General features: G+C 58.3%; 13 protein-coding genes. 2 read left to right on the top strand and 11 right to left on the bottom strand.

Features of this window, described 5'->3' with window-relative positions; genetic code table 11:
• Window positions 1-19 precede the first annotated feature (19 nt).
• From ACFFT4_RS32165 to ACFFT4_RS32155, 3 genes are read right to left on the bottom strand one after another with little or no spacing between them, the layout of a single operon-like run.
• Entirely contained in the window at window positions 20-1381 is a 1362-nt protein-coding gene (locus ACFFT4_RS32165) for an ABC transporter substrate-binding protein (protein ID WP_378053412.1), read from the bottom strand.
• A 46-nt stretch (window positions 1382-1427) separates the two neighbouring features.
• Entirely contained in the window at window positions 1428-2273 is an 846-nt protein-coding gene (locus ACFFT4_RS32160; RefSeq protein WP_378053410.1) for a carbohydrate ABC transporter permease, read from the bottom strand.
• A gap of 25 nt (window positions 2274-2298) precedes the next feature.
• Window positions 2299-3294, bottom strand: a complete 996-nt coding sequence (locus tag ACFFT4_RS32155; protein ID WP_378053408.1) for a carbohydrate ABC transporter permease — start codon at window positions 3292-3294, stop codon at window positions 2299-2301.
• Window positions 3295-3541: 247 nt separating this feature from the next.
• Here ACFFT4_RS32155 and ACFFT4_RS32150 point away from each other — a divergent pair, with 247 nt between their 5' ends.
• A complete protein-coding gene (locus tag ACFFT4_RS32150) occupies window positions 3542-5353 on the top strand; it encodes a cache domain-containing sensor histidine kinase (protein ID WP_378053406.1) in 1812 nt (603 codons plus the stop codon).
• Entirely contained in the window at window positions 5328-6890 is a 1563-nt protein-coding gene (locus ACFFT4_RS32145) for a response regulator transcription factor (RefSeq protein WP_378053404.1), read from the top strand. The genes ACFFT4_RS32150 and ACFFT4_RS32145 overlap by 26 nt, the downstream gene beginning before the upstream one ends.
• An 875-nt stretch (window positions 6891-7765) precedes the next feature.
• Here ACFFT4_RS32145 and ACFFT4_RS32140 read toward each other — a convergent pair.
• The 8 genes from ACFFT4_RS32140 to speB all read right to left on the bottom strand — a co-directional run bounded on the left by ACFFT4_RS32140 (window position 7766) and on the right by speB (window position 24929).
• Window positions 7766-14200, bottom strand: coding sequence for an S-layer homology domain-containing protein (locus tag ACFFT4_RS32140; RefSeq protein ID WP_378053402.1), 6435 nt, complete (start codon window positions 14198-14200; stop codon window positions 7766-7768).
• A 21-nt stretch (window positions 14201-14221) separates the two neighbouring features.
• The gene (locus ACFFT4_RS32135) at window positions 14222-16021 is read right to left on the bottom strand and encodes a sensor histidine kinase (RefSeq protein WP_378053400.1); all 1800 of its coding nucleotides are present in this window, start codon (window positions 16019-16021) and stop codon (window positions 14222-14224) included.
• On the bottom strand, window positions 16018-17634 hold the full coding sequence (locus tag ACFFT4_RS32130) for a response regulator (RefSeq protein WP_378053398.1): 1617 nt from the start codon (window positions 17632-17634) through the stop codon (window positions 16018-16020). The genes ACFFT4_RS32135 and ACFFT4_RS32130 overlap by 4 nt, the downstream gene beginning before the upstream one ends.
• 155 nt (window positions 17635-17789) lie before the next feature.
• Window positions 17790-19385: an extracellular solute-binding protein gene (locus ACFFT4_RS32125; RefSeq protein WP_378053396.1), complete on the bottom strand. Its 1596-nt coding sequence runs from the start codon at window positions 19383-19385 to the stop codon at window positions 17790-17792.
• A 103-nt stretch (window positions 19386-19488) separates the two neighbouring features.
• Window positions 19489-20355 carry a carbohydrate ABC transporter permease gene (locus ACFFT4_RS32120; protein WP_378053394.1) on the bottom strand — a complete coding sequence of 289 codons (867 nt, stop codon included), beginning with the start codon at window positions 20353-20355 and terminating at the stop codon, window positions 19489-19491.
• A 10-nt stretch (window positions 20356-20365) separates the two neighbouring features.
• A complete protein-coding gene (locus ACFFT4_RS32115; protein WP_378053392.1) occupies window positions 20366-21406 on the bottom strand; it encodes an ABC transporter permease in 1041 nt (346 codons plus the stop codon).
• A 182-nt stretch (window positions 21407-21588) separates the two neighbouring features.
• A complete protein-coding gene (locus ACFFT4_RS32110) occupies window positions 21589-23814 on the bottom strand; it encodes a methyl-accepting chemotaxis protein (protein ID WP_378053389.1) in 2226 nt (741 codons plus the stop codon).
• 242 nt (window positions 23815-24056) lie between these two features.
• Window positions 24057-24929, bottom strand: coding sequence for an agmatinase (gene speB / locus ACFFT4_RS32105; RefSeq protein ID WP_378053387.1), 873 nt, complete (start codon window positions 24927-24929; stop codon window positions 24057-24059).
• Window positions 24930-24935 lie beyond the last annotated feature (6 nt).

Below are 24935 nucleotides of genomic sequence, written 5' to 3'. Positions count from 1 at the left end.
CTTCCTTTCCCCGATTCGTTTATTGGGAGCCGAGCAGCAGCTTGTCCGCCCGCTCCTTCATCGATTTCACCGCATCCTCCGTCGGCTTCTCCCCGATGAGGACGCGCTCGCCCTCTTCCTCGACGATCTTCTGGATTTCCGCCAGATGATCGAACTTCGTGTCGCGGACGTACTCGACGTCGGCGAAGACGACCTGCTTGAACGATTCCACGTCGAACAGCTTCTCCGGGTTTTCGCCCAGAATCAGCGAAGCGACCTTGTCCTGGTCCGCCTTCTTCCAGGCCGGCACGCGCCCGCCGGCGATGAGCGGCTCGTTGCCTTCCGTCACGTACCACTGCATGAACTTCCACGCGGCGTCTTTGTTCTGCGACTTGGCGTTGATCGTCGTGAAATCCAGATACCCGGTTCCGCCGCCGAGATACTTGCTGTTGTCCGTCAGCTTCGGAGGCGGCGCGAACGCCGTAATGAAATCGTGCGGATAATCGGTCGTGTTTTTGATGTTCCGCAAGCTCGCCGTGCCGATCCAGTGCATGGCGACCTTGTTCGTGAGATACAATTGGATGCCTTCCATCTTCGTCGCCTTCGCTTCCGCGATCGGCGGCTGCGCCTTCAGCGTTTTCTCCAGGTTGTACATGATGTCGAAATAACGCTTGAACGCCGGATCGTCGAAATTGCTCGAGCCGTCTTCCTTATAGAAAGCGTCCGGGCCCAGTTCGGTCTTGACCGCCTTGTCCAAATACTCGAAAATCTTCGGCTGCAGCAGGTCGGTATAGGAGCCCCAGCGCTTGTCCGCCCCATCTCCTTGAGTCAGCTTCGCCGCGTAGTCCATATACTCGTCCCAAGTCCATTCTTGAGGAATCGGGAGATTGGCTTCGTCCAGGAAGGTTTTGTTCAACGAAACGAAGTCGTTCAAAATAATGGCCGGAATATAATAAGTTTTGTCTCCGAATTTCGTGATCGAGTTCTCGCCGAAATTGTCCGCGAGGTCAAAGCCGCTTTGCTCGATATAGCCGTCCAGCGGTTCGACCATCCCCGCCTCAATGCGCTTGGCCAGCTTGTCCATCCGGTAATTGATGAACAGGTCCACCTGGTCGCCCGCGAGCAGTGCCGTCTCCAGCTTCGTATTGCCGCTCTCGTCGTTGACGAAGCGGACGTATTCCACCTGAATGTCCGGGTTGGCCTTGTTCCAGTTGTCCACGGCCTCCTTCGGCCCGGACTCCTCCGGCACGGCGCCCCAGAATTTGAGCTTGACGACTTTGCCGGCCGCTCCGGTCTCCGAGGAGCCGGACGGAGCGGAATCGTTCTTGCCGCCGGAACAGCCAGCCAGCACCATAGTCAGGGCCAAAGTTAACGCGAACAACGAGATCGTAATCTTTTTCATGCGACATCTCCCTTTTTATTCTGAATTGTATATATTGCTTTTGCCGCTAACCTTTTACGCCGCTGGACACCACCCCCTCGATAAACCACTTCTGACAAGCCAGGAAGAGGGCGATGACCGGCAGGATCGAGCTGACCGCCGCGGCCATCATCAATGTGTAGTCGGTCCCCGATTCGTCGATAAAATTGGTCAAGCCGAGCGGAATCGTGTACAGCTCCTTCGACGCCAGGAAGACGAGCGGGTTAACAAACTCGTTCCAGTTCCAGGTGAAGCTCAGAATGACAAGAGAGACGAGCGCGGGCTTCGACAGCGGCAGGATGATGCGCAGCCACGTCTGGAAATGCCCCGCACCCTCGATCCTGGCCGCCTCCGAGAAGTCCTCCGGAATGCCGACGTAAAATTGCCGGAGCAGGAACACCCCGAAAGCCGTGAACATCCCCGGCAAGATGAGCGCAAAATGCGTATCGTAGATGCCCAGATAGTTGAAGATGATAAACCGCGGCACTAGCGTGACCTGGTCCGGTATCATCAGTGTCGCCAGAAAGACGAAGAACACCGCGTCCCGGCCCTTGAACCGGATCCGGGAGAAGCCGTAAGCGGCCGCCGAGCAGACCAGCACGGTGCCGACGACCGTAATCGCCGTCACCTTCACGGAATTATAATAAAACAAATCGAAAGGCTGCGTTCCGTTCCAGACGCGTCCGTAGTTGTTCCAATTGAAGCGCTTCGGTATCCATTCGATCGGATAGTTGAACACGTCGATCGGAATTTTGAACGAGGTGGACAGCATCCATACGAAGGGCAGCACCATCAGCAGACCGAACGCCGCGAGCAGCACGGTCAGCGCCAGCTTCGGCAGGGACAGGCTCTTGCCCCCCAGTTTCAACTCCATACGGTTTCCTCCTCGTAGCTTCGGGTCAGTAATGCACCCATCTTTTCTGCCCCTGCCACTGCAGGAACGTAATCAGGAAAATAATCAGGAACAAAATCCAGGCCATGGCCGACGAATAGCCCATTTTGTAGAAATCGAAGCCCGTGCGGTACGAATAATACGTCAGCACCGTCGTGGACGAGCCTGGGCCGCCCTTCGTCATGACGAACACCGCGATGAACACCTGGAAAGAATGAATGATGCTGGTGATCATGACGAAGAAGGTAGTCGGCGACAGCATCGGCAGCGTAATGCGGAAGAAGCTGCGCGCCGGCCCCGCCCCGTCGATCTTCGCGGCCTCGTAGAGATCCTTGGAGATTCCCTGCAAGCCCGCCAAATAAATAATCATGTTGTAGCCGACGTTGGCCCATATCGTCATGATCATGATCGCGGGCAGCGCCCAGGCGCTGCTCGCCAGCCAGCCCGGCGGATCGGTGACGCCGACGCTCCGGAGGAACGCATTGATCGGCCCCATCGACGGATTGTACAGCGTCCCCCAGACAATCGAGATGGCGACGATGTTGGAGACGTAGGGCATGAAGATCATGAGCCGGATCGGCGATTTCAGATAGACGCCCTTGTTCAGGCCGATCGCCGCCAGCAGCGACAGCACGATCGTCGCGGGCACGGTGACCGCGGCGAACAGCAGGTTGTTCAGCAGACTGTCCACGAACCATTTGTCCGACCACATTTCCACGAAGTTGCGCAGACCGATAAATCGCAACCCTTTTAACCCATCGAGAAAGTTCCAGTCGGTGAAGCTGATCACCAGCGACAAAACGATCGGAACGATCGTCAATATTCCGAAGCCCGCAATGGCGGGCAGGATGAACATCCACCCGGCCAACGTATCGGATTGCTTTTGCGTGCGAATAACGCTCTCTCCTTTCCAACTGCCGAAGTCTAACGCCCATGTTAGCGCTTCCCGCCCGGTGCCCGATACACCCATTCCCGCTGAAAACGGATACAATTCTATTTTCATCAACGACGTTCTTCCGCATTGGGCTACGATTTTCAGAAAAAGAGCGACGATTCTCCGAATTCGCCGACAATTCGTTTACACGACGGGCCAAGCCTGCCTATACTGATGAGATGAAAGCGCTGTATCGGGGGTCGCAACGACTTTCGTTCGGTTCCGCTTCGCAGCCGTTGGGATTCGAAAAACGCCGAGCGGGGCACACTTGCTGCAAACGGAAGGTTGCATCCCCAGACCAAGGAGGCCGGCAGCCGTGTCTTTGCCCTTCACCAGCCTGCGAACGAAATGGATCGCCGCTTTCGTCGCGTTCGTGCTCGTCCCGATTCTCGGGGCCAGCCTGTATACGTATAAGGAAATCGAGAATGTCCTGCGCCACCAGGTCGAATCCTCGGCCGAGGAGCGGCTTCATCAAATCAACCTGAATATTGAACGCAAGCTGCAGACGATGATGCACGCCACCGCCTCCCTGGTCATCGACGAGAACGTAAGGCGCGCGCTGCTGCGCCCTCCGATCACGGAGCGCGACATGCTGGACAACACTCATGTGATGGACAAAAAGTTTCTGGAGATGTCGACGGCGACCGCCAGCGACAGCTTCTATTTTTCCGTCTTCGACAATTACGGCTCGCTGTACACCAACTGGGGGCGAACGCCGCAAGCGATGAACGCGATGAAGGAAAGCGACTGGTTCCGGCACACGCTGGAGGAGAACGGGTACATGGTGTGGACATTGAATCATCCCAGCTACGCCGCGCCGGACAAGCAGACGCTGCTGACCGTATCCATGGTTTTTCGCGACGAGAGCAATCGAGGAATCGGCCAGCTGGTCATCAGCGAACCGACGCAATCGTACCTCGACATTCTGCAGACCGGCCATCCCGCGACGCCCGGCTTCGGGCTGCTTGTCGGACCGGACGAGCAGGCGTTGACCCCGCTTCCGGAGGAGGCTCTACCGTTGTATGAGGCGCTGCGCCCCGTCATCGAGAGCTCCGGGGACGGCACCGTCAGCACGCGGGCGGGCGGGGCCAAATACGTGCTGAGCACGTACTCGCTGCCGATGACGGGCTGGAAAATCGTGCAGATCGTGCCGCACGGCGCCGTCTTTCGCGAGATCGACCGAATCCGCAACGTCTCCATCACGATTTTCTCGATCAGCATGGTCGTGTTTCTCGGCGTTATCGTCTTTCTCTCGAACATGCTGACCCGTCCGCTGCGCCGACTGAGGAACGTCATGAAGAAGGTGGAAAAAGGACGGCTCGACGTCACCGTGGAAATCGCGACGAGAGACGAAGCCGGGCTGCTCGGCCAAGCCTTCAATAAAATGCTCGACCGCCTGCGGGGCCATATCGACCGCGAGATCGTGCTGGAGAGACACCACGAGCAGGCCAAGCTGGAAGCGCTGCAGGCGCAGATCAATCCGCATTTTCTGCACAACACGCTCAATACGATCCGCTGGATGTCGATCATGGCCGGCACGAAGCCGATTACCGAGATGCTGATGTCTCTGGGGCATCTGCTCGACATGAGCATCCATCGCGGGCAGGACCGCATCAGTCTGCGGGAGGAAATGGACAATGTCCGCTACTTCATGACGATTCAGCGCTACCGGTTCGGGGATCATGTCTCCGTCTCGGAGCAGCTCGAGGAAGAGACGCTGGACGCGCTGGTTCCCAAGCTGTCGCTTCAGCCGCTCGTCGAGAACGTGTACCGGCACGCCTCCTTCCAGGAAGGACGGGGAGAGATGCTGATCCGTGCAAGGGTCGACTCTCCCGGCGAGCTGCTGCTGGAAATCGTGGACAACGGCCTGGAGGTCAACAAGGAGCGGCTGCGCGACATCGCCGAGCGGATCGGCGACGACGAGCGGCCGGCCGGCTTCACCAGTGTCGGGCTGCGGAACGTGCACAAGCGAGTGCGCATGATGTACGGCGATGGCTACGGAGTCGTCATCCGGAGAGCGGAAGAGGAAGGCAGAACGTACGTATCAATCCGGCTGCCGCTGGAGCGGCATGCGGAGCCGGAGACGGAGGGGAGGGAAGACGATGAGAATCGTCGTCGTGGAAGATGAAGTGCTCGTGCGCAAAGGAATTTTGTCGGGGATTCCCTGGGAGGAGCACGGCATCCAGGTCGTCGGCGACGCCGCGGACGGACGAACCGGCCTGGAGCTGATCCGCAGGCTGAAGCCCGATATGGTGATCACCGACATTCAGATGCCGATCATGGACGGCCTGGAGATGATTCGGCTGGTGCGCAAGGAGCTTCCGGATACGGCGATCCTGATTCTGAGCGTGCGCGAGGACTTCGGCGCGGTCCGGGAAGCGATCCGGCTCGGTGTGATCGATTACGTGCACAAGCTGACGATGAGTCCGGAGGAGCTTCTGGAGTCGGTGCTTCAGGCGAGAAACGCCAAGGCGGGAGCTTCGGACGAGCTGGCAAAGCGGCCGGGAAGCGATTCGGGATCGGCTTCCGCGCTTGGTCTGCCGGAGTGGCTGGCCGGCGCACAAGCGGACGGCGAAGACCGCGAGTTTGTGCCGGAGGGCCGACTGTTCGCCGTGGGGATCGTTCGCCTGCCTCCCGACTCCGACGGCGGGGCGGCGGGGCGCTTGCTCGCCGCGGCTTCGGAGCCCGGTTTGCGGGAAGCGATCTTGCATACGGCCGTGCCGGACTCCGTGTTCGTCGCTTCGGCCTCCCCCTCCGTCGAACCCGCGGACGCGGAGAGCGACGAAATGCTGGCTGCACGCTGGCGGGACGATCTCGCGGCCGCGCTGCGGAAGCTGGGGCCTGAGGGGGCCCGGCTGTCGGTCGGCCTCGGCGCGATCCGGGGCAGGACAGAGGAGCGGAACGAAGCTTACCGCGAAGCGCAGGAGGCGCTGGCCGGAAGATTCTATTCCGGCCCCGGATCGGCGCACCTGTACTCGCCGGAAGCGGTGAGCGACGACAGCTCCGAGGACTCCGCCCGCTTCGCTCCGACCGCGACGCTGAAGGCTTATTTGGCCGCGCTCGAGCAGACGGACGGCGACCTCGCGGTCCGAAGATTCGAGGAGCTGTTCCCCGCGGTTCCGTCGACGCGAATCTCCCCTCGGCTCGTTCGGGAAAGGATGCTGCAATGGCAATCGTCGGTCGCTCTCCTGCTGGGGGAGTGGGGCTATCCGCTGCAGGGCTTCTGGGAGCAGTCCTCTCCCTTCGAGCAGCTTAACCAGTTGGACACCTACGAGGAATTGCGGGAATGGTGCTGGCGGTTCCATACGGTGGCTCGGGAGCTTCTGGAGGATTGTTCGCAAAACGGCCGGAGGAGCGAGATCGAACAAGCGATTCGCTACATGAAGGAAAATTACCGCAATCCGCTGCGGGTGCAGGAAGTCGCCGCCCACGTCAATCTGAGCGACAACTATTTCAGCTTTCTGTTTTCCAAGAGCACCGGCCAGCCCTTCGTTCATTACCTGCACAACCTCCGCGTCGACAAGGCGAAAGAGCTGCTCCGCGAGGGCTCGCTGCCCTGGTACGAGATCGGGGAACGGGTAGGCTTCGACAACCCCAAATATTTCGCAAAAATCTTCAAGCGGGTTACCGGAACGACGCCGGCCCAGTTTCAGAAAAACAAATAAAGCGCCTGCGGATTATACTTCCGCAGACGCTGATTGAATTTTGAACCTAGTTCCTCTCGGCACAAGCCATTCTTATTAGTCTCTATTCGTGCACAACAGACTTGAGCCGGTAAGTATCGCCTCCGGAGCGGGGGTGATGCGAATGCAATTTTCGTTAACGGAAGTGATTATGCTCGGCAGGTTTATGCTGACGTTGCTCACTTATCTGCATAAACGAAAATAATCCGCCCAGGTTAGGGCGTGTATGCATACTCCGAGGATAGCAGATGTTGCCGAATTTTCGTTCCATGCAAGGAACTTTTGAGAAGGCGTACCGGGGGTACGTCAAGCAAAAGTGACGCAGCAGGGGGCGAAAAGGCGGTGATAGATGCCTCTGAGCGGGTTTGCATACACGCCCTAGCGCCACGGTGCGGATTATTTTCTCCGATTTACTCTGGGAGGTTTCCCACCCAAAATGTTGTGCAGGGAGTCGGATGGCCCTCCGACTCCTGCTTCTATCCTAATCGTAACACGGCCATTTCATTCACGCAATTTATCCTTCGTCTTTGCCCGCTGTACCTCCTTTCGCTGCAGGAATTCCCGCATCCCGTCGCACACCTTATTCGCTCACCATCGGCTCCGGTAGATCGTTTAAGCCCGTCGCACGCGCTTATTCGCTCACCACCGGCTCCGGTAGATCGTTTAAGCCCGTCGTACACACTTATTCGCTCACCATCGCGGCTCCGATAGATTCGTAAACGTGGGCGGATCGCGATTAGGCCTCCAGAAGGTACATTCCCCTACGTTGTCTAGTGATCTTCTCAAGCAACTTCAACTCTACTTAGGGGACAGCTCGCTAACCGCCATCACCGACTGCCACCGGAACTGGCTCTGGCTCAAATCAAGTTCGAGACCTCCAGAAGCCGTCTCGCAATCGCCGCCGCTTCCGCCCTGGTCAAATTGTCTTTCGGCGCAAGCAGATTGCCGTTCCTGCCCGAAACTATTCCGGCGTCGATACAAGCGGCGATCCCCGTTCTCGCATAATCTGCCGACAGGCCCGCATCCGAATAAGCTTCAAGCAAGCGGCCCGCCTGATCGTCCGTTGGCAGTTCCGCCTTCAAGCCGGTCCATTCCATCGCCCTAGAGATGATGACCATCGCCTGCTCGCGGCTTATTTTGTCGTTGGGTCCGAATTTCCCGTCGGCATAGCCGGAGATGAGGCCATACTCATGGGCAATGGTCACGGCGTCATAATACCATGCGCCCTTTGGAACATCGCTGAACAGGTCTTTCCCCATACCGGGGCGCATCAGCCCAAGCGCTTTTACCGCAATCGCGGCAAACTCCGCTCTCGTAATGTCCCTGTCCGGTTCAAACTTATCTTCGCTAACGCCGTTAATCACCAGTCTTGAGGCCATATCCTCGACGGTTTCCTTGGCCCAATGGCTCGCAATATCCTTAAAGCTTCTCTGGCTATGAATCAAAGCATAAGCGCTGTTGGTCAGACTGTTGATCCGGGCGTAATATCTGCCGTCAATCAACGTAATGGCCGTAGGCACGTGAGAGAGCGTTCCGTCGGCATTCAGAACGACGCCTGTCGTAATCTTCGCCGGATCAACGCCTTCGGGTATCGCAATCGTCCTTTCTACATAGGCGTTAAATTTGGAAATCTCCACCGCCTTGCCTCCGCTTGCGCAGATGATCTCAAAGACGATAGGCGGCACCGCGAGCTGGTCATTGTTTTTGTTCGCCGCCGCTTCAATCAGCTTCACGGTGTCGGCGTCCGGCTCGGATATTTTTACGCTTACGGTAATATCCTTTAGTTCCGTCTGTGCCCCGAACTGCGTCACAATCGCGTCAATATTGATTTGGGAGGCCGGGATCGAATAGGCGGCCCGGCCGGTTTTCAGCTCCAGCACGGCTCCCTTCTCCGCCATGTTCTTGACGGCCCGGCCGCTCAGAAGCCCGACCGCTGCGTCCGTTTCGTTGTTGACGAGAAGCGTCACTACGGGATTGTCTCCCGCCCCTCGAAGCATCTCCTCCAGCTTTGCGTCGTCCAGAGCAACCGTCGTAACGGTCCGGCCGCCTTCTTCGACAGTCGTTGTCGTGGCCGCGGTTCCCGTCTTGCCGTCGACAATCAGGTCCGCATCGGCGCTTGCAGGCGGTGCCGAAGGCGTATCGTTCCCGCCGGTGTATCCGCCGCCGCTGCTTCCTCCCGCAGGTCTGCTCGGAGTTACCCGATTAGAGTCCGCCGAAGCCGGCCCTGTCCCCGCAGCGTTCGTCGCCGTTACCGTGAAGGTGTACGCAGTCCCGTTTGTCAGCCCCGTAACGGTAAACGCCGTACCGGTGCCCGTCGCCGCAATCCCCTCCGGACTGGACGTTACCGTATATTCGGTGATGGCGCTTCCGCCGTTGTCCGCAGGCGGAGTAAAGCGAACTACGGCTTGACCGTTGCCGGCCGTCGCCGTTACGCCGGTTGGCGCTCCGGGCACGGTTCGCGGCGTGGCGCTGACCTCGTTCGAATACCCGCTGTCATTGCCTCCTACGCTCGCGCTGACCACGAAGAAATAGGTCGTTCCGTTGGTCAATCCCGTCGCATCGTAGCCGTATACGGAACCGCTCACGGTTGCATGCGCCGCATCGTATGAACCCGACGCGGTGCTCTTGTAGATGTTGTATCCGGTTGCTCCGGGCACGCTGCTCCAGGCGAGCGTTACACGCTCGTCGCCTGCCGTCGCCGATTGGAGGACCGGCACCGTCTGCGTGTCGACATAAGTGAATCTGTCGGCGGCAGAAGGCGCGCTGGTTCCATAAGGAGTCATGACCGTAATGTCGACCGTTCCGCTGCCGGCCGGAGCGACTGCGATTACGGACGTATCCGACACCGCCGTGAAGCTCGCCGCGGGATTGCCGCCGAAATAGACCGCCGTTGTCACGGACAATCCGCTGCCGGTAATCGTCACTTCCGTGCCTCCGGCTTCAGGCCCGCCTGCCGGGCTCACGGCGGTTACGACCGGAGCCGAATCCGTCGGCTCGCCGTTGGTCGATACTACGTTATTTGAATACGTGAACGCGATCGCTTGGCCGTTGAGCACGACGCCGTTAACCGGCTGCGCCGCATAGATCTCTACTCCGTCGGCCGGAAGAGCGCCGGAAGTATACAAGGCCAACGTGTTGTCGGCGTTCCACTGGACGCCGAAGTCGCCCAGTGTCTCTCCGCTCGACACCAGCACGATATCCCCGTCGCTCAGCATCGTTCCCTTCGTCAGGGCGGCGGTCGTCGCATGTCCGCTGCTATCCTTCTCCACATAGGCCATCTGTCCGTCGGTGGCGTAATCGCCGAAGTCGCGCCGGGACGGCAGCGCCTCGTTGGAGGAGTAATAATAGCCGGTGTTCTGTCCGATATCGATTTGCAGCGCCGTCGCCGTGATGGACTCGGTATCAAGCGGAATTCTCGCAACCGCAACGTCCGCGTTCTCTCCGGTCTTGAACGGATACAGCACGGTGTCGAAGGTTTGCGGGCCCGCGACATCCTCGCGGACATACTGCAGGTAATCGGATAGCGTAATCCCGGCTTCGGGACTGTTCATATAATTTTGAACCTTCAGCGCATCGAGCGTCTCGGGATCCGCCGGTACGACGGCGATATCCGCTCCGCCCTGTTCATAATGCGTCACCATCGCCTTGGTCGCCGGATCTATCGTCAAGCCGTTGTTGGCGTCCGGATGCCATGCCTGCCTGTACGTATGCGGATTGCTGTCGGCCGGAGTGATATAGTCCGATACGATCCAATACGAATTGTGCAGGAACAGCACCTTCCGGTTCACATCGAAGTTTGTGCCGATGCTCGTATTAAACGCTTTGTTGTAGATTTGACTGGAATTCCCGTCCACAAAATCAAACAGCCGGTTTGTGGCAAGATTAAGCTTTTGCGATACGTTGTCGTAGGCGTTGCGGTATTGATCCGTATTGTCAATTTCAATCGTATTGTGCGAAATGGTTTTCAGCCGGTTCGCGGCCATCAGCGAGCCCGGACTGTACGACGAATTGCCGATCTCCACCAACAGCCGTCTGCCGTATCCGTACACATCGAGCGCCAGATCGTCAGCATGGGAATGATTGCCTCCGCCATCCGCTTGAATGAAGGCGGACAGACCGTCGGGAAGCCAGTTGTCCCGCATAATCGCGACCGCTTTGCCGGGATATACAATGGAGGTGTAATTCGGTTCAATCCCCGATTGCCCGTCGGTCGCAAAATATTCGAAATACGGATTCGGATCGTATTCGTTCTCGTTCTGCGCGAACTTCTTGACGTCGTTCCACGGACCGTCTCCCCACGGCACATGGTGGCCTTCGTTCATCGTCAGGTCAAAGTAATATTTGGCAAGCCGCCGATACTGCTCCAGCAGGAATTGATAAGTCGGATCGTCCTCGTCGTCCCGGGTCGTGATCAGCTCCATCGCCAGCTTCAGCTCGTCGATGACTCCGATCATGTATCCCGTGGTCGATTCCAAATAGCTTCCGTCAGCATTAAAAATACCCGAGGAATACAAGTCCTGCAGCCGCGCCTTCCCATGCTCCCACCAGCTTTCGGGCACGATCTCCGGGGTATAGGCGCACATGCGCATGAAGCCTACGCGTATGGCGCTTTGCCAGTTGGCGCCCGCGTCCGGGGTAGCGTCCTTAAGGCTTAAGGCATTGTCGTACATGTATTTGAGCATCGCGGTAAGCACTTCCGGCGTCATGCTGCCGCTGTTCAATCCGCCGAAAAATAGATCGTCGATGTTTTTCGTGCGCCACCCGGTTTCGAGGATTCGGGAGTATACGGACGAGCTGCGCGCTTTGTACATCGACAGAAGCAGCTCGAACGCCCGATAGGCATAGATCTCGTCATTGGTGTCCACATAGCTCGACATCAGCCACGGCAGCTGGTACAGACGGCTGACAAAGTTCGGCCACTCGTTCTCTACGCCCCATTTGCTGATGAATTGGTTGGGATCGAGCCATATATATCCGGTTTCCTTAAAGTTGAACGCTTCCGGATAATGTCCCGCCCACGTTAACGCATTTTCGTCAAACTCCTTCTGGTTGTTGGTGAGCATCACATATAACTTCTTGGTTCCCGATGTGCTGCGGGCATAAAACTTCAGGTTGATCGAGGTCACGTCGCCGACGATCTCTTCGGTAGCGAAGCGGAAATAAGTCCGCGCCGTCAGAGCGCCGATCGGCATGTCTGAAGCGCTCGCCGCCTCCCGGACATTCAGGATGGGCTGCGCGCCATAGTTGATATTTTTATTGTCTCCGGCGCTGATATACGTATCGGCAACGGCGGTCAGCGTCCTGGTCGTGCCGTCAACCACCACCTCCAGAACCGGCGGCTTGTCTCCGGGATTCTCCTTGCTGTACACCTGAACGGAGCTTCCGTCCATATCGCTGTCCAACAGGAAATACGCGCTGTTCAGCTTGCTTAAGGGCACGGTATAGTAGTCCCAATCGGTAGACACCGTCGCTTGTCCCACGCCGGTGTCAAGCTCGGTAAACGAAATCACCTTGTCTTTCGTCATCTCCGCCACAATGTCGTTCGCGCTGCTGTGGGCCGGGCTGACGTATTCCGCCACTCCGGTTCGCGTCCGGTAATAAACAAGCAGATTTTCCTTCGCACCCGGATAATCCCCCGCCTTGACGCTGTTCAACACCTCGTTCAGACCGCCGAATCTGTCATACTGCAGAATCGGCTGAACCGACCAGCTTCCTCCGCCCGCAGGGTTCCACACGCCGAAAAAGCTTTCGTCGGTCATTCGGTTCGGGTCTTGCAGCGGGGCAAACTCGTTCGCGCCGGTCCGTTTCGGAACGGTTAACACATAAGTCCGCGAATAGGTTTTTCCTCCGCCGTTGAGTACAGCCTTCAACTCTACGATCGCGTCGCGCTGATCCGCATAAGGGCGGTTCACGATTCCGGCATTCGATATAACGCCGGCGTTCGACGAGGACCATGCGATCGAAACATCGTCTTGCGAGGCAGGCAGATTGAGATCCTCCGTTACCGCATGCGTATCGACCGCGATCAAGCCGTCCGCAATATCCGCAAGCCTTCTGAGCTCTCCGTCAATCCCTCTTAAGATCGGCATTTCATCGGAAGCGCTAATAAGGGCGTCCGGAGCCTCTATTGTAAATCGCACCGTCCCTCCTACGGCAAGCCCGGAAACGTTAACAACCGTGTAGTCGCCGTTTTTCGAAGGGGTGAACCGCACTACCCCGTCCTTCACCTCGTCCGGCGTATGGAGGATGTACTCCCGCTGCGGGTCCAGGTAACGATTCGGCAGCTCCAGGAGGTATCCTTCCGCCTCCGGCGTGTTCACGGCGGTATTGAATTCCACCTCCATTCGGCGGTCTTCGCGGTCCGTTATTTTCCCCGCGTAGCTGCCCAAATGCAATACCTTGAAACGATGCGTCACCGTTAACGCTTTGCCATCCGCAGACAGCGTTGCGCTGTAGCTCGCCTGCTTGTCGGGCTCGTTAAATCCGGGACGCGCCACAATAATTCCGGTGTCGTCCATCACCTCCGGATTGTTGCTTGTCCACGAGATATCCACGTCCCCTATTTTGTCCGGTAGCGTGATATCCTCGGACACGGCAGTGCCGATTCTGTCTTTAATCTCGTTAATCGCCGGCACGAAGGTCTCATATCCGTCCGCCATGCCGATTACAAGCGCGGGCTTCTGGTCGTCGGTCGGCGTATTCCTCCCCAACGTGGCGACGAAGTCCTCTCCCGATCTCACGTCGATCTTGATGATCACCGTGGCATCCTCCGTATGGGCTTCCAGATGCGATTTGATGGCGACGCTCAGATCGGCAGTCGTTTGAATGCTGCCAACGGGACCGACCGGCTGTCTGCCATCCGGGCTGTCGCCGTTCGTATACGACACCAGCCCGGCCGCATCCGCCTCCTCGTAAGTCATATTGTTGGACCACTTCTCCTCAAGATCCTGCGGGAGCACGTAAAAATTAAGATTCTGGTTGGCGTTCCCCCTGTCGATCAGGCTGACGTAATATCGCAACGCAATCGTTCCGATGCTTTCCGGATGGTCTTGATAATCCGCCAGGTTAAATTTGACGAACGACATTCTTCTGATATCGCTGGCGTTGGTCCGCCCGTCGATGGCCAGGAAGTTCGAAGTTTGAACCCCTTTATTCTGGCGGATAAACATCGAATCCGACATCAGCAGCGTTTGCTCCGCGGGGCTTGCCGATACGGGTGAAACAGGCACAAACGTGAAGCTTGAAAACAACAGAGCAACGATAATCACGAGGCTCAGCGTTCGGTTCTTCATCCCTTTGCACTCCTTTGGCGGTTATGATTCCTGCTGAGATTCTCTTACTCCCCCGGCTCTCCCGGACGGAAAACGAAGCGTGACGGCCGTTCGCGCATGCGGCTCGCTCTCCAGCTCCATTCCCGCCTCTTCTCCGTACTGCAGCCGCAGCCGGGTATAGACGTTGCGCAGGGCGTAGCCTCCGTCTTCCGTGCGTCCCTCCGCATTCAGCGCCGCCGCAACGGCTTCGCGATCGAAGCCCATGCCGTTGTCCTCCACCCGGAAGACGACGGCCGGTCCTTCGCGAAACGCGGCGATCCGGAGACGGCCGGTATAATCCTCGTTGCGGAACCCGTGCAGAATGGCGTTTTCCGCCAGCGGCTGCAGCAATATTTTGAGACAGGGCTCGTCCTCCAGCCCTTCCTCCACCTCGATCTCATAGGCGAACAAATCTTCGTAGCACTGCTGCTGCAGGCTTAAATAACGGCTTACATGATCGATCTCCTTCGCCACCGTCGTCAGCTCGCGCCCGTTGTTCAGACCGAGACGGAACAATTGGGAGAGCGAGACGATCATTTCCTTGACGTCCTCCTGTCGGCGGGATTCCGATTTCCACAAAATCGTGTTCAGCGTATTGTACAGAAAATGCGGGTCGATCTGCGCCTGCAGCGCCTTGACCTCCGACTTCCGTTTTTGCTTTTCCGCGTTCGTGACGTCCTTGATCAGCAGTTCGATTTTCTCCAGCATGCCGTTGAACCGCTCTCCCACCTGCGCCACTTCGTCGCGATACTCGCTGGTGAAGCGCACGGACAGATCGCTGTCGCCCGCGCGCGACATCAGGCGCTGCAGCCGGTACAGAGGACGGATGAGACGCCCGGTCATCCACTTAGACATGACCAGCGCCAGCGGTATAAGCGCGCACAGAATCGCCATCGTCGCCCAGCGAATGTAGCGGATATCCTGAAGAAGCACGTCCTTGGGCTGAAAATAAAAAATCATCCAGTTGTCGGGAAACGTCACCTTGGCCCAGTTGACCAAATAAGATTTGCCTTCGAACCTGTATTCGAAGTGATTGCGCCCGGCGTCGACCTGCTCGCGGAACTTCTCGTCCCGCATCGGAAGCATAAACGGCGAATCCGCGTCCATCACCGGATTGCCGGCCGCATCGATGACGGCGATGCTGCCGCTGTCGCCGACGACGTTCGTCTCCGCGTACTCCTTGATCGCCGACTCGCGCACGTTGACGACAACCCGCACATCCTTGCCGCGATAGGCGGAGATCGGCTCGATCAGCAGGCTCAGCGCGTCGACGCCGCTGTCGAACAACGGGTCGCGGTGGGCGGCATACCAGAGTGGCAGCGCTTTCTTTTTCATCGTCCGGTACAGCTCGGTGTCCGCGAAGGCGGTCTCCGTTCGTTTGGCGCCGGTCACCGAATAGAACTCGCCAATCGGCGTCGAGACAAGCACCGAATCGATGGAAGGCTCGATCAACTGCATCTGCACAATCGGCACCTGCAGATCGTTGTTCAGGGCGAAGTAGGAATAGTAGTTGTCGTCCCGGGCCGGTTCGGCGCGCAGAATGTTGTCGAAGGGAGGGCTCAGCATAAAGGTGAGCACGGCCAACCGCACCTTCCTCAGCTTCTCCTCCAGCGCCTGCGCCGATTTGTCGATCATCATCTGGCTGAGCTTGGCCGTCTTCTGCTCCAGCAGCCGAGAAGCCAGATATTGCGAGGACAACCCCGTCAGGAAGGTCGCCACGATCACGATCGCGACCATGCCGATCCATAGTCTGGTCTTGAAGGAGGTGCCGTGCAGCAGCGAAGGCAGAACGGGCCTCTTCATGCTTGCCCCGGCTTCCGGCCGTATTTCGCCCGGAATTCCGTCGGGGTCAGTCCGGTCGTTTTCTTGAACACGTCGCTGAAATACGAGCGCTCCTCGTAACCGAGGCTCTCCGCGATTTCGGCGATCGGCCGATCCTCCGTCAGCAGCAGCTTCGCTTGCTCCATCTTCTCCTGAATGACGAACGCGACGACGGACGTGCCCGTCACTTTCTTGAACAGATTGGAGAAATAGCTGGTGCTCAGATGAACATGGGCGGCGTAATCGCCGACCATGAGATTGAGATGCAGGTTGTCGCGGATATGCCGGATCGCGGCTTGAATCATTTCCTGGGCGCTCGATTGCAGGCGCGATTGCACCTGGAGGCAGCTGAGCCGGCATAGCGACAGCAGCGTTGCGCGAAGCTCGCTCAGCACCGCCCGGGGCGAAGACAGCGCCCGCGTCAGCTCGCAGAGCTCGTGCTCGTCCGTCAGCTCCGGCACGGCGTCGCGGATCAGGGCGGCCAGCTCCACGCACAGCGCCTTCGCGCTGTCCGGCGACGGCCGCTTCTCGCCCCGGCCGGCATCGTCCAGCAGCAGCGCCAGCGCTTTCTCGGCGTGCTCGGCATTGCCGGAGCGCAGGGCGTACACCAGCTCCTTCTCCAGCTCCGTGTCCAGCCGCGGCATCGTCTCCTGCCGCTGGCGGATATGCTCCCAGAAGAACACGCTGTTCCCGCCGGTATAGAACGTGTACGTCAACGCCTCCACCGCCTGCCGATAGGCCGACGGCAGCTCGCTTAAATCGTCCACGGCCGCGCTGACGCCGGCCGAGACGGTGCTCCTGGAATAACGCCCGACATTTTCCCGGCACGCCTCGGCGATCGCCAGTGCACCGCCTGCGCAGACCGGATTGACGATCGCCACGAAGCGATGCACGGAATCGCGGAACACGATGCCCTTCGCCATGTTCAGCATCGTTTCCTCGACGATATTTTGCAGGGCGAACCGCAGCAGCTCCGCTTCGTTGACGGGAACGTCCTCGGTCTTTTGCATAAATCGGTCGATCTCGAGCACGATCACGGCCAGCGGCTGCAGGTCCACTTCAATCTGCAGAAATTCCCACCGCTTGCGCAGCGTCTCCTTCGGCGCGTGAAAATGGACCAGCATGCTGAGATATTCCTGGCGCAGCAGCGGCCTGCTCTCGCGCAGCTTCTGCTCCATGTCGCTGAGCAGCTCGCTCTGCCGGCGCTCGGCATCCATCTCCGCTGCCGCCTTGCGCACCGTTTCCGCCAGCTGCTGCGGGGTGAAGGGTTTCAAAATATAGTCGAAAGCGCCGAGACGAAGGGCGTTCTGCGCATGGTCGAAATCGGAAAATCCGCTGATGAAGATGAACTTGCTCCGCGGCAGCTGCGGCTGCAGCTCGCGCATCATCTCGATGCCGCTCAGCTTGGGCATGCGGATATCCGTCACGATAATATCGGGCCGGGTCGCTCTGACAAGAGCCAGCCCTTCCTCGCCGCTGGAGGCCGTTCCCGCAATCTCGATGCCTTGGCTTTCCCAGTCCATGTCGCGCGAAATGCCATTGACAACCGTTCGGATATCGTCGATTACCACCATGGTGTAACGCTGTTTCGACACTTACGACTCCCCCTTCGGGTGGGGCTGTCCCATAAGTCGTTAGAGGGCAACTACATAGAATGATCGATTCATACGCATGGGGGACAGCTCTCCATTCTTGTTATCGATCATTTGTGTTGCCTTGACTTATGAGACGGCCTCTCTTGGTGACTTGCTTACTGTTGGAACCGCTCGTAAGCGGCGTTGTAGATGCTCAGCACCTCGTCCAGCTTCAGCGTCTGCAGCTGCTGCACGAAACGGTCGTAATTGCCTTCCACGGGCTCGCCGCCCATAAACCATTTCTGCGACGTCTCCATGACGTACGTCTGGATGCTCGGGAACAGCTCGTTCAGGCGTTTGTCCTCGTCCAGCGTGAAGCTCAGCTTCGGCAGCAAATAATCCTCGGCAAAATAGTTGTTGTCGACATACATTTTGACGCCTTCGAGAGCGATTTTGTTCGTCCACTGCTCTTCGTACGCAAAATCCTGCTGCGCGCCGATGTTGAGCTGCGCGCCGGTCGTCTTGATCAGATAGTCGACTACGGACGGCTGCGACAGCACCTCCTCGGTGAAAATCGGCTTGCCGTCGACCATCGTGTACGTCTCGCCTTCGATTCCGAAGTTGAGCAGACGACGGCCTTCCTCCGTCCACCAGAAATCCATATAGCGGAGTATCGCTGCCGGGTCCTTCGCTTTCGCGGAAATCGCCCAGCCGGCGTTGTTGCCCAGCGGATCGCGCTTCGTCACTTCGAACGTCTTGCCGGAAATGCTGGCCGGCGGCGCGATCGGCCGCAGCGAGAATTTCGGAACGGTCGCCGGGATTTGATTGTTGAAATTGGCGGTGCTGGCGAACCAGTCGTGGGTCGAGCCGCCCGTATCGTTGCCGAACAGCACGTCGCGGGCCGTATTGCCGCGGGTGAAGATTTCCTGGTCGATCAGCCCTTCCTTGTACCACTTCGCCGTCTCGGTCAGAGCCGTTTTGTATTCGGGCTCGTTGGGGCCGTACACGATTTTGCCGTCCTTCAGCTTGAAGGAGAGCGTGGCGTCCCACAGCGGGAACAGGGAAGAGAAGCCGGTCGTGGCGTTGCGGGAGAAGAACGGGATTTCGTCCTTCTTGTTGTTGCCGTTCGGGTCCTTCTCGCGGAACGCCTTCAGCACTTCGTAATATTCCTGTACGGTAGTCGGCGCCTGAAGACCGAGTTTGTCCAGCCAGTCCTGGCGGATAAACCAGCCTTCCTGAGCTTCGCCGTCGTTAACGAACGGAACGACATAGATCTTGCCGTCGGCCGCCGTAATGGCGCTTTTGATCGCTTTGTTTTCCTCCAGGAACGCCTTGAAGTTGGGAGCGTTTTCATCCAACAGATCGTCAAGGGGAGTCAGCGCGCTCTGGGCCGCGATATTGTTTAAGCCCGGGATCTGGTAGGCCACGATATCGGGAAGCTCGCCCGATGCCAGGAGAAGGTTCCAGGCCTGCGCGTCGTCTCCGCCGGACGGGGCGACGTTCTTCAGCGAAACCCCGGTTTTCTTCGCCGCTTCCTTGAAGATCGGCAGATCGCCGGTTACCTGAAATACAGAGCTGTAGTAATAGAAGCTGAGCTCGCGCGGCTCGACGTTTTCCGAAGCGGCCGGCTCGGTGCTCGCCGCGGGCGTTCCCGCTCCTTCTTCGGTTTGGGCCGGCGGCGACGCCTCCCCGTTGTTCTTGCCTCCGGCGCAGCCCGCAAGCAGCCCGGTCGCCAGAATTGATGCCAGAAGCAGCAATCTTTTGTTTCTCATACCGATGAATCCTCCCTTTACGCTATTGGTATTCTACTACTTTTTTATGCAAACAGGCAGCCCGCTCTTTATGGAAGGAGCCGCCTGACGGCACCATTTTCGCTCAGCCTTTGATCGAACCGATCATTACGCCTTGCACGAAGTATTTCTGTATGAACGGATAAAACAGCATCATCGGCAGCACGGCCACCACGATGGTGGCGTAAATGACGGTTTCTGCGATCAGGTAAGAGCTGTCGGTCGCCATCATCGTGTCGCTTGGCTTCATCTGCACGACCAGCCTGTTCAGCAGCACCTGCAGCGGCACCTTGTCCTCGCTGCGCAGCAGCACCATCGCCCAGAAATAACCGTTCCAGCGGGAGACCGCGTAGAACAGCGTCACCGTCGCCAGCGCCGCCTTCGACAAGGGGAGGATAATGCGAAACATGATGGTCGCTTCGCTCGCTCCGTCGATATGGGCCGCTTCCTCCAGCTCTTCCGGCACGGACTGGAAAAAGGTCCGCAGGATGATGACGTTAAAGGTGGAGAGGGCGAAGCCGAGAATGATCGCAGTTCGCGAATCCAGCAAGTGCAGGCTGCGCAGGTTCATATAGATCGGGATGATGCCCGAATTGAACACGAGCGTAAAAGCGATCATCAGATTAAAAAACGTCCGGCCTCTCAGCCTGCGCTTGGACAGACTGTACGCACCGCAGACCGTCAGCGCCATGCTGGCGGCCGTGCCGACGACCGTGTAAAATATCGTATTGGCGTAACCGAGCCAGATCGCCGGCTCGCGGAAGACCGCCTTGTACGCGTCCAGCGTCGGATTGACGGGGAACAGCAGCACCCGGCCGGAGACGACGGCGTCCGGCGAACTGACCGAGGCGGACAACACATACAGAATCGGAAACAGAACGATGAGCATCAGAACGGTCAGAAGAATGTAATTAAAGCGGAAAAACAGCTTCTCGCCGCGGCTTTCCTGCATGAATGTTCACCTACCACAAACCGTTTCCGGCGTATTTTTTGCTGAGTCGGTTGGCGACCGCGATAAGCAGCAGCCCGACGACCGAATTGAACAGCCCGACCGCCGTCGCCATGTCGTAACGGCCGTTCATGATGCCTTCCCGGTATACGTAGGTGCTGATCACATCCGCCGTTTCATAGGTTACCGGCTGATAGAGGAGAATGATCGCCTCGTAGCCGACCTCGAGCAGATTGCCAACCTTCAAAATGAGCATAATCATGATCGTCGGCATAATCCCCGGCAGCGTCACATGCAGCACGCGCTTCCATTTATTCGCCCCGTCCACGACCGCGGCCTCGTACAGGTCGCTGTTGACGCCGGACAGCGCGGCGATATAAATAATGGCCGAGAACCCCATCTCCTGCCAGATGCCCATGGAAATGAAGATCGTCCGAAAATATTCCGGCACGGCGAGAAAATAAATCTTGTCCATCCCGAGCTTCTCCAGCAGGATGTTCACGATCCCGTTGCCGGGCGCGAGCAGGTTGGCGACGATGCCGCAGACGACGACGATCGAGATAAAGTGCGGCAAATACGTGACCGTCTGGACCGTCTTTTTGAACCCGGCGCTCTTCACCTCGTTCAGCAGCAGCGCCAGAATGATCGGAGCCGGGAAGGCGAACACCAGACTGTACAGGCTGATGAGCAGCGTATTTTTCAACACTCGCAAAAAATAATCGCTTTGCAGGAACGCCTCAAAATGATCCAGCCCCGCCCACGGACTGCCTACGATGCCCTGGAACACGCTGTAATCCTTAAAGGCGATCTGCAGCCCGTACATCGGCTTGAATACGAACAGCACGTACCACGCCAGGAACGGCACCAGAATCGCATACAGAAACCAGTCCCTGCGCAGCTCCTTCCCGAGCCCTCTCCGTCGAGCTGTGGTGATCGCAACGGTCAGATTTGCCTCCGCGCCTTGCAGCGGCGCGCTCTCCGCGGCCGCTCCGGAGGGAAGGGCCTTGTTAAGCGTCGCCAGGCCGTCCGCGATTTCCATCTTCCGTTGTTTCATCTCTCTCCCCTCCTTGTTTCTTAATTATAAGGAGCGCCCTTTTCGGCCATAAGGCAAAATCCGATTGAGAAGGAGGGAATTTCTACGTATGCGGCAGAGCTTCGGAAAAACAAATAAGGCCGCGTCGGGCACTATGTGTCCCGCGCGGCCTCTTCCTATCGGAGGATCCCCTTCTACTCTCTCTATCTTCTTTTCGCCTCGCGCAAGCGGAATTGTCCGACAAGCTGCTGCATGAAGCCCGTAATCGCCTCGACGTTGCCAGAGGTGTGCCGCACGCTTACGATGTCCGTCAGCAGCTCCTGAATCTGTCCTTCCACCTCTCTCGAAATGGCACGGTTCTCGATGCTGACCCCCGCCACCTTCTCCATCAGAACGACGACCTCGTCGACGACCTGCGTTTTGCGCGAATCGTCCGCCTGTGCGTTCCCGAGCGTCTCCGAAGCCGCGGCGACCAGCTCCGTTCCTTCCCGCACCACCATCGTCCCTTCGTGAATCGACGAATAGGCGTCCTGCGCATGCAGCGCGATTTTTTCCACGAACCCGTGCACTTCCTCGGTCGACTGCCTCGTCAGATCGGCCAGCTTGCGGATCTCTCCGGCGACGACGGCAAAGCCTCGGCCGTGTTCGCCGACCCGGGCGGCCTCGATGGAGGCGTTCAACGCCAGCAAATTCGTCTGGGCGGAAATTTCCTGGATGACGTTCAGCACCCCGCGAATCTCGTTGGCCGTACCGGCGAACAGGCGGATCGTCTCGTTCGTCTCCGCGACCCGCACGGAAATCTCCGCCATTTTGTCCCCGATCCGTCCGACTTCCCCCTGGGCGACCGCGATCTGCCTGGACGCCTGCTCCTCCAGCTCCCTCAGCGTTGCGCGCATCTCGTCCGTAACGACCTTCGCTTCGTCGATATCCTTGAGCTGATGCCGGAGACTGCGAATCATATCGTGAACCTTCCCGCTGACCCGCTCGGTCGAGGAAGCCGTCATGGCCGTCGATTCCTTCAGCATTTGCTGGCTGACCGTCACATCGCCGGCCGCCAGACGGACCTTTATCATAATGCCTTCGAGAGAGTCGATCATATTGTTGATCCATTTGGCCAGCTCGCGGGACTCGTCGTTGTCGAACTCGTTCGTGTCCAGGCGCTGCGTGAGGTCTCCTTTTCCTTCGGCGTTAATGCGAATGAAGCGTCCGACTCTGCGGATCGGCTCGACGACTTTCGCCGCCGCGCGCTTGTGCGAAGTATAGACGAAGAGCAGCCCGAGCAGCAGATTGCAAGCGATCGCGCTTAGCGCCGTCACGAGAGGGGAGGCCTGTCCCGCAACGACGAGCAGCAGCGCGGCCGCCGCGACGACGAAGCCTCCGGCCAGCGCCGACTGCGCGCGCAATTGACGGAAAGCGATGCCCCGGATGCGGTAGACCTCCTCCAAATCCCCCTCGCACATCATCCCCCAATTGTCCGGACAATGCGGCAGGCGGAAGGTGACGCCCTTGCCGATAACCGGGATATGGCGATAGTCGGAATAGCCGGGAAACTCGACGAACAGATTGCTGCCGTTGCGAATCGTGTTGACGACGCCGGGATGCAGCTCCCCCGTTGCCGGGTCCGTAAACCTCAGCTCCAGCTCGGTGTGCTCCTTGACGGTCACAATGCCCCAATCCGTCGTAACGCCGTCCTTCAGATTCTCCCCGTGCGTGAACGTGCGGTCCTCGAACCGGCTGCGCGACAGCGCCGTCCCGGGCGCGATGTGACGGTTCAGAACGGGCTCCGCCATGAAAATATAGTTGTCTCCCGAGTCCGGGTACACATGCCCGGATTCTCTCTGAATCAAATCTCCGATCACATCGTTGGGCACCCTTGCGCAGAGCGCGCCGGCGTCGACGCCGTCTTTCACGACAGGCAGCAGGAACATCAGCGTCATTTTATCGTGGAACGAAGACGATCTGGGACCGATCTCCAGAGTTGCCGGGTCCCCGTAAGGTCCGAACAGGCAAGGACGGCCGCCATTGTCCCTGGCGTACGACCAGCCGGACGCGAAGGGCGACTTGCCGCCGAAATCCCGGCCGATATGGGGCGCATAGGTCGAATGGGAGACGACTCCTTGGGGGTCGAGAACGAACAGCTCCGTGACGTCGGACGCTCTGGCATAGACGGCTTCGAACAATCTGCTCCAGCCCTCCGCTCCTTGCTCCGCGTCCTTCTTCTTCCCGTCGGATGCCGTCCTGGTCGAAACCATCTGCTCCCGCAGACGTTCCAGGTGCAGCCACATGTCGTTCGTCCAGTCTTCGAGAATTTGCACCCGCGTATCCGCAATTCCTTCGAAAATGTCCTCAACATCCTTCTTTAACCGCGAATTGAGCCGATAGGACCACCACAAAGGCAAACCTTGCTTCCAGCCGAGCCACCCGAACATATGCTCCACCCCATGTCTTAAGTCTTATATCTATGGTAGCTATTATAACACAAAGAGAGATGGATAGAAGTCTTCATCTTCCAAATCCGATCTTTCGCGGAATAAAAAACAACATCAAACGAAATAGTATAAAGTCAACTTGTCTCCCGTCTATCCAGGTGATATGTTTTGTTACATATCAACAAAAAAAGCCCCCGGACATCGCCGAAGCGATAAACCGGGGACTTGCCGGTGACGGCCGTTTATTTCACGAAGCCGAGCAGCATTTCGCGGATCATTTTGGAGGCGACGATCGGCGTCATCTCCGTCGGATCGTAGATCGGCGCCACCTCGACCAGGTCGAAGCCGACGACGTTAACGCCGGAGCGCGCGATCGCGTGGATCGCTTCCAGCAGCTCCTTGGACGTAATGCCGCCCGCTTCCGTCGTTCCCGTGCCGGGAGCCGCGGACGGGTCGAGCACGTCGATGTCGATCGTCACGTAGACCGGACGGCCCGCCAAGGAAGGCAGCTCTTTCTTGAGCGGCTCGGCCACCTCGAACGGATGGAAATGGATGCCGGATTCCTGCGCGTACGTCCAATCTTCCTTGGACCCGGAACGGATGCCGAACTGATAAATGTTGGACGGACCCATCAGCTCCGCCGCCTTGCGAAGCGGCGTGGAGTGGGACAGCGGCTCGCCCTCGTAGTCTTCGCGCAGATCGGTATGCGCGTCGAAGTGGAGAATGGCGAGGTCCGGATACTTCTTGTACGTTTCCTGGATAACCGGCCAGCTCACGAGGTGCTCGCCGCCGAGGCCGACCGGAATTTTGCCGTCGGCCAGAACGCCGCGCACGTAATCTCCGATAATGTCCAGGCTCTTCGCCGCGTTGCCGAACGGAAGCAGCAAATCTCCGGCGTCGAAATAGGCCAGGTCGTACAAGCTGCGATCCAGATAAGGGCTGTACTCCTCCAGACCGACCGAAGCCTCGCGAATTCGTCCCGGACCGAAGCGGGAGCCGGGGCGGAAGGAAACGGTGTAGTCCATCGGCATGCCGTAGATGACCGCCCGGGAAGCCGCGTAGTCGTCGGAGCTGCAGATGAACACGTTGCCGGAATAAGCTTGATTTAAACGCATAGGGTT

The organism is Cohnella cellulosilytica, from assembly GCF_042431195.1.
GTDB lineage: Bacteria > Bacillota > Bacilli > Paenibacillales > Paenibacillaceae > Cohnella > Cohnella cellulosilytica.
Note: the sequence above shows the minus strand (reverse complement) of the source record. Positions and strands in the feature narration are given on the sequence as shown.

Excerpts from the sequence above, each read along its gene's own strand:
- ACFFT4_RS32160 (WP_378053410.1), bottom strand. The coding sequence starts at position 2,273 with ATGGAGTTGAAACTGGGGGGCAAGAGCCTGTCCCTGCCGAAGCTGGCG.
- ACFFT4_RS32115 (WP_378053392.1), bottom strand. The coding sequence starts at position 21,406 with ATGAAACAACGGAAGATGGAAATCGCGGACGGCCTGGCGACGCTTAAC.
- ACFFT4_RS32155 (WP_378053408.1), bottom strand. The coding sequence starts at position 3,294 with ATGAAAATAGAATTGTATCCGTTTTCAGCGGGAATGGGTGTATCGGGC.
- ACFFT4_RS32110 (WP_378053389.1), bottom strand. The coding sequence starts at position 23,814 with ATGTTCGGGTGGCTCGGCTGGAAGCAAGGTTTGCCTTTGTGGTGGTCC.
- ACFFT4_RS32135 (WP_378053400.1), bottom strand. The coding sequence starts at position 16,021 with ATGAAGAGGCCCGTTCTGCCTTCGCTGCTGCACGGCACCTCCTTCAAG.
- speB (WP_378053387.1), bottom strand. The coding sequence starts at position 24,929 with ATGCGTTTAAATCAAGCTTATTCCGGCAACGTGTTCATCTGCAGCTCC.
- ACFFT4_RS32120 (WP_378053394.1), bottom strand. The coding sequence starts at position 20,355 with ATGCAGGAAAGCCGCGGCGAGAAGCTGTTTTTCCGCTTTAATTACATT.
- ACFFT4_RS32165 (WP_378053412.1), bottom strand. The coding sequence starts at position 1,381 with ATGAAAAAGATTACGATCTCGTTGTTCGCGTTAACTTTGGCCCTGACT.
- ACFFT4_RS32145 (WP_378053404.1), top strand. The coding sequence starts at position 5,328 with ATGAGAATCGTCGTCGTGGAAGATGAAGTGCTCGTGCGCAAAGGAATT.
- ACFFT4_RS32140 (WP_378053402.1), bottom strand. The coding sequence starts at position 14,200 with ATGAAGAACCGAACGCTGAGCCTCGTGATTATCGTTGCTCTGTTGTTT.
- ACFFT4_RS32125 (WP_378053396.1), bottom strand. The coding sequence starts at position 19,385 with ATGAGAAACAAAAGATTGCTGCTTCTGGCATCAATTCTGGCGACCGGG.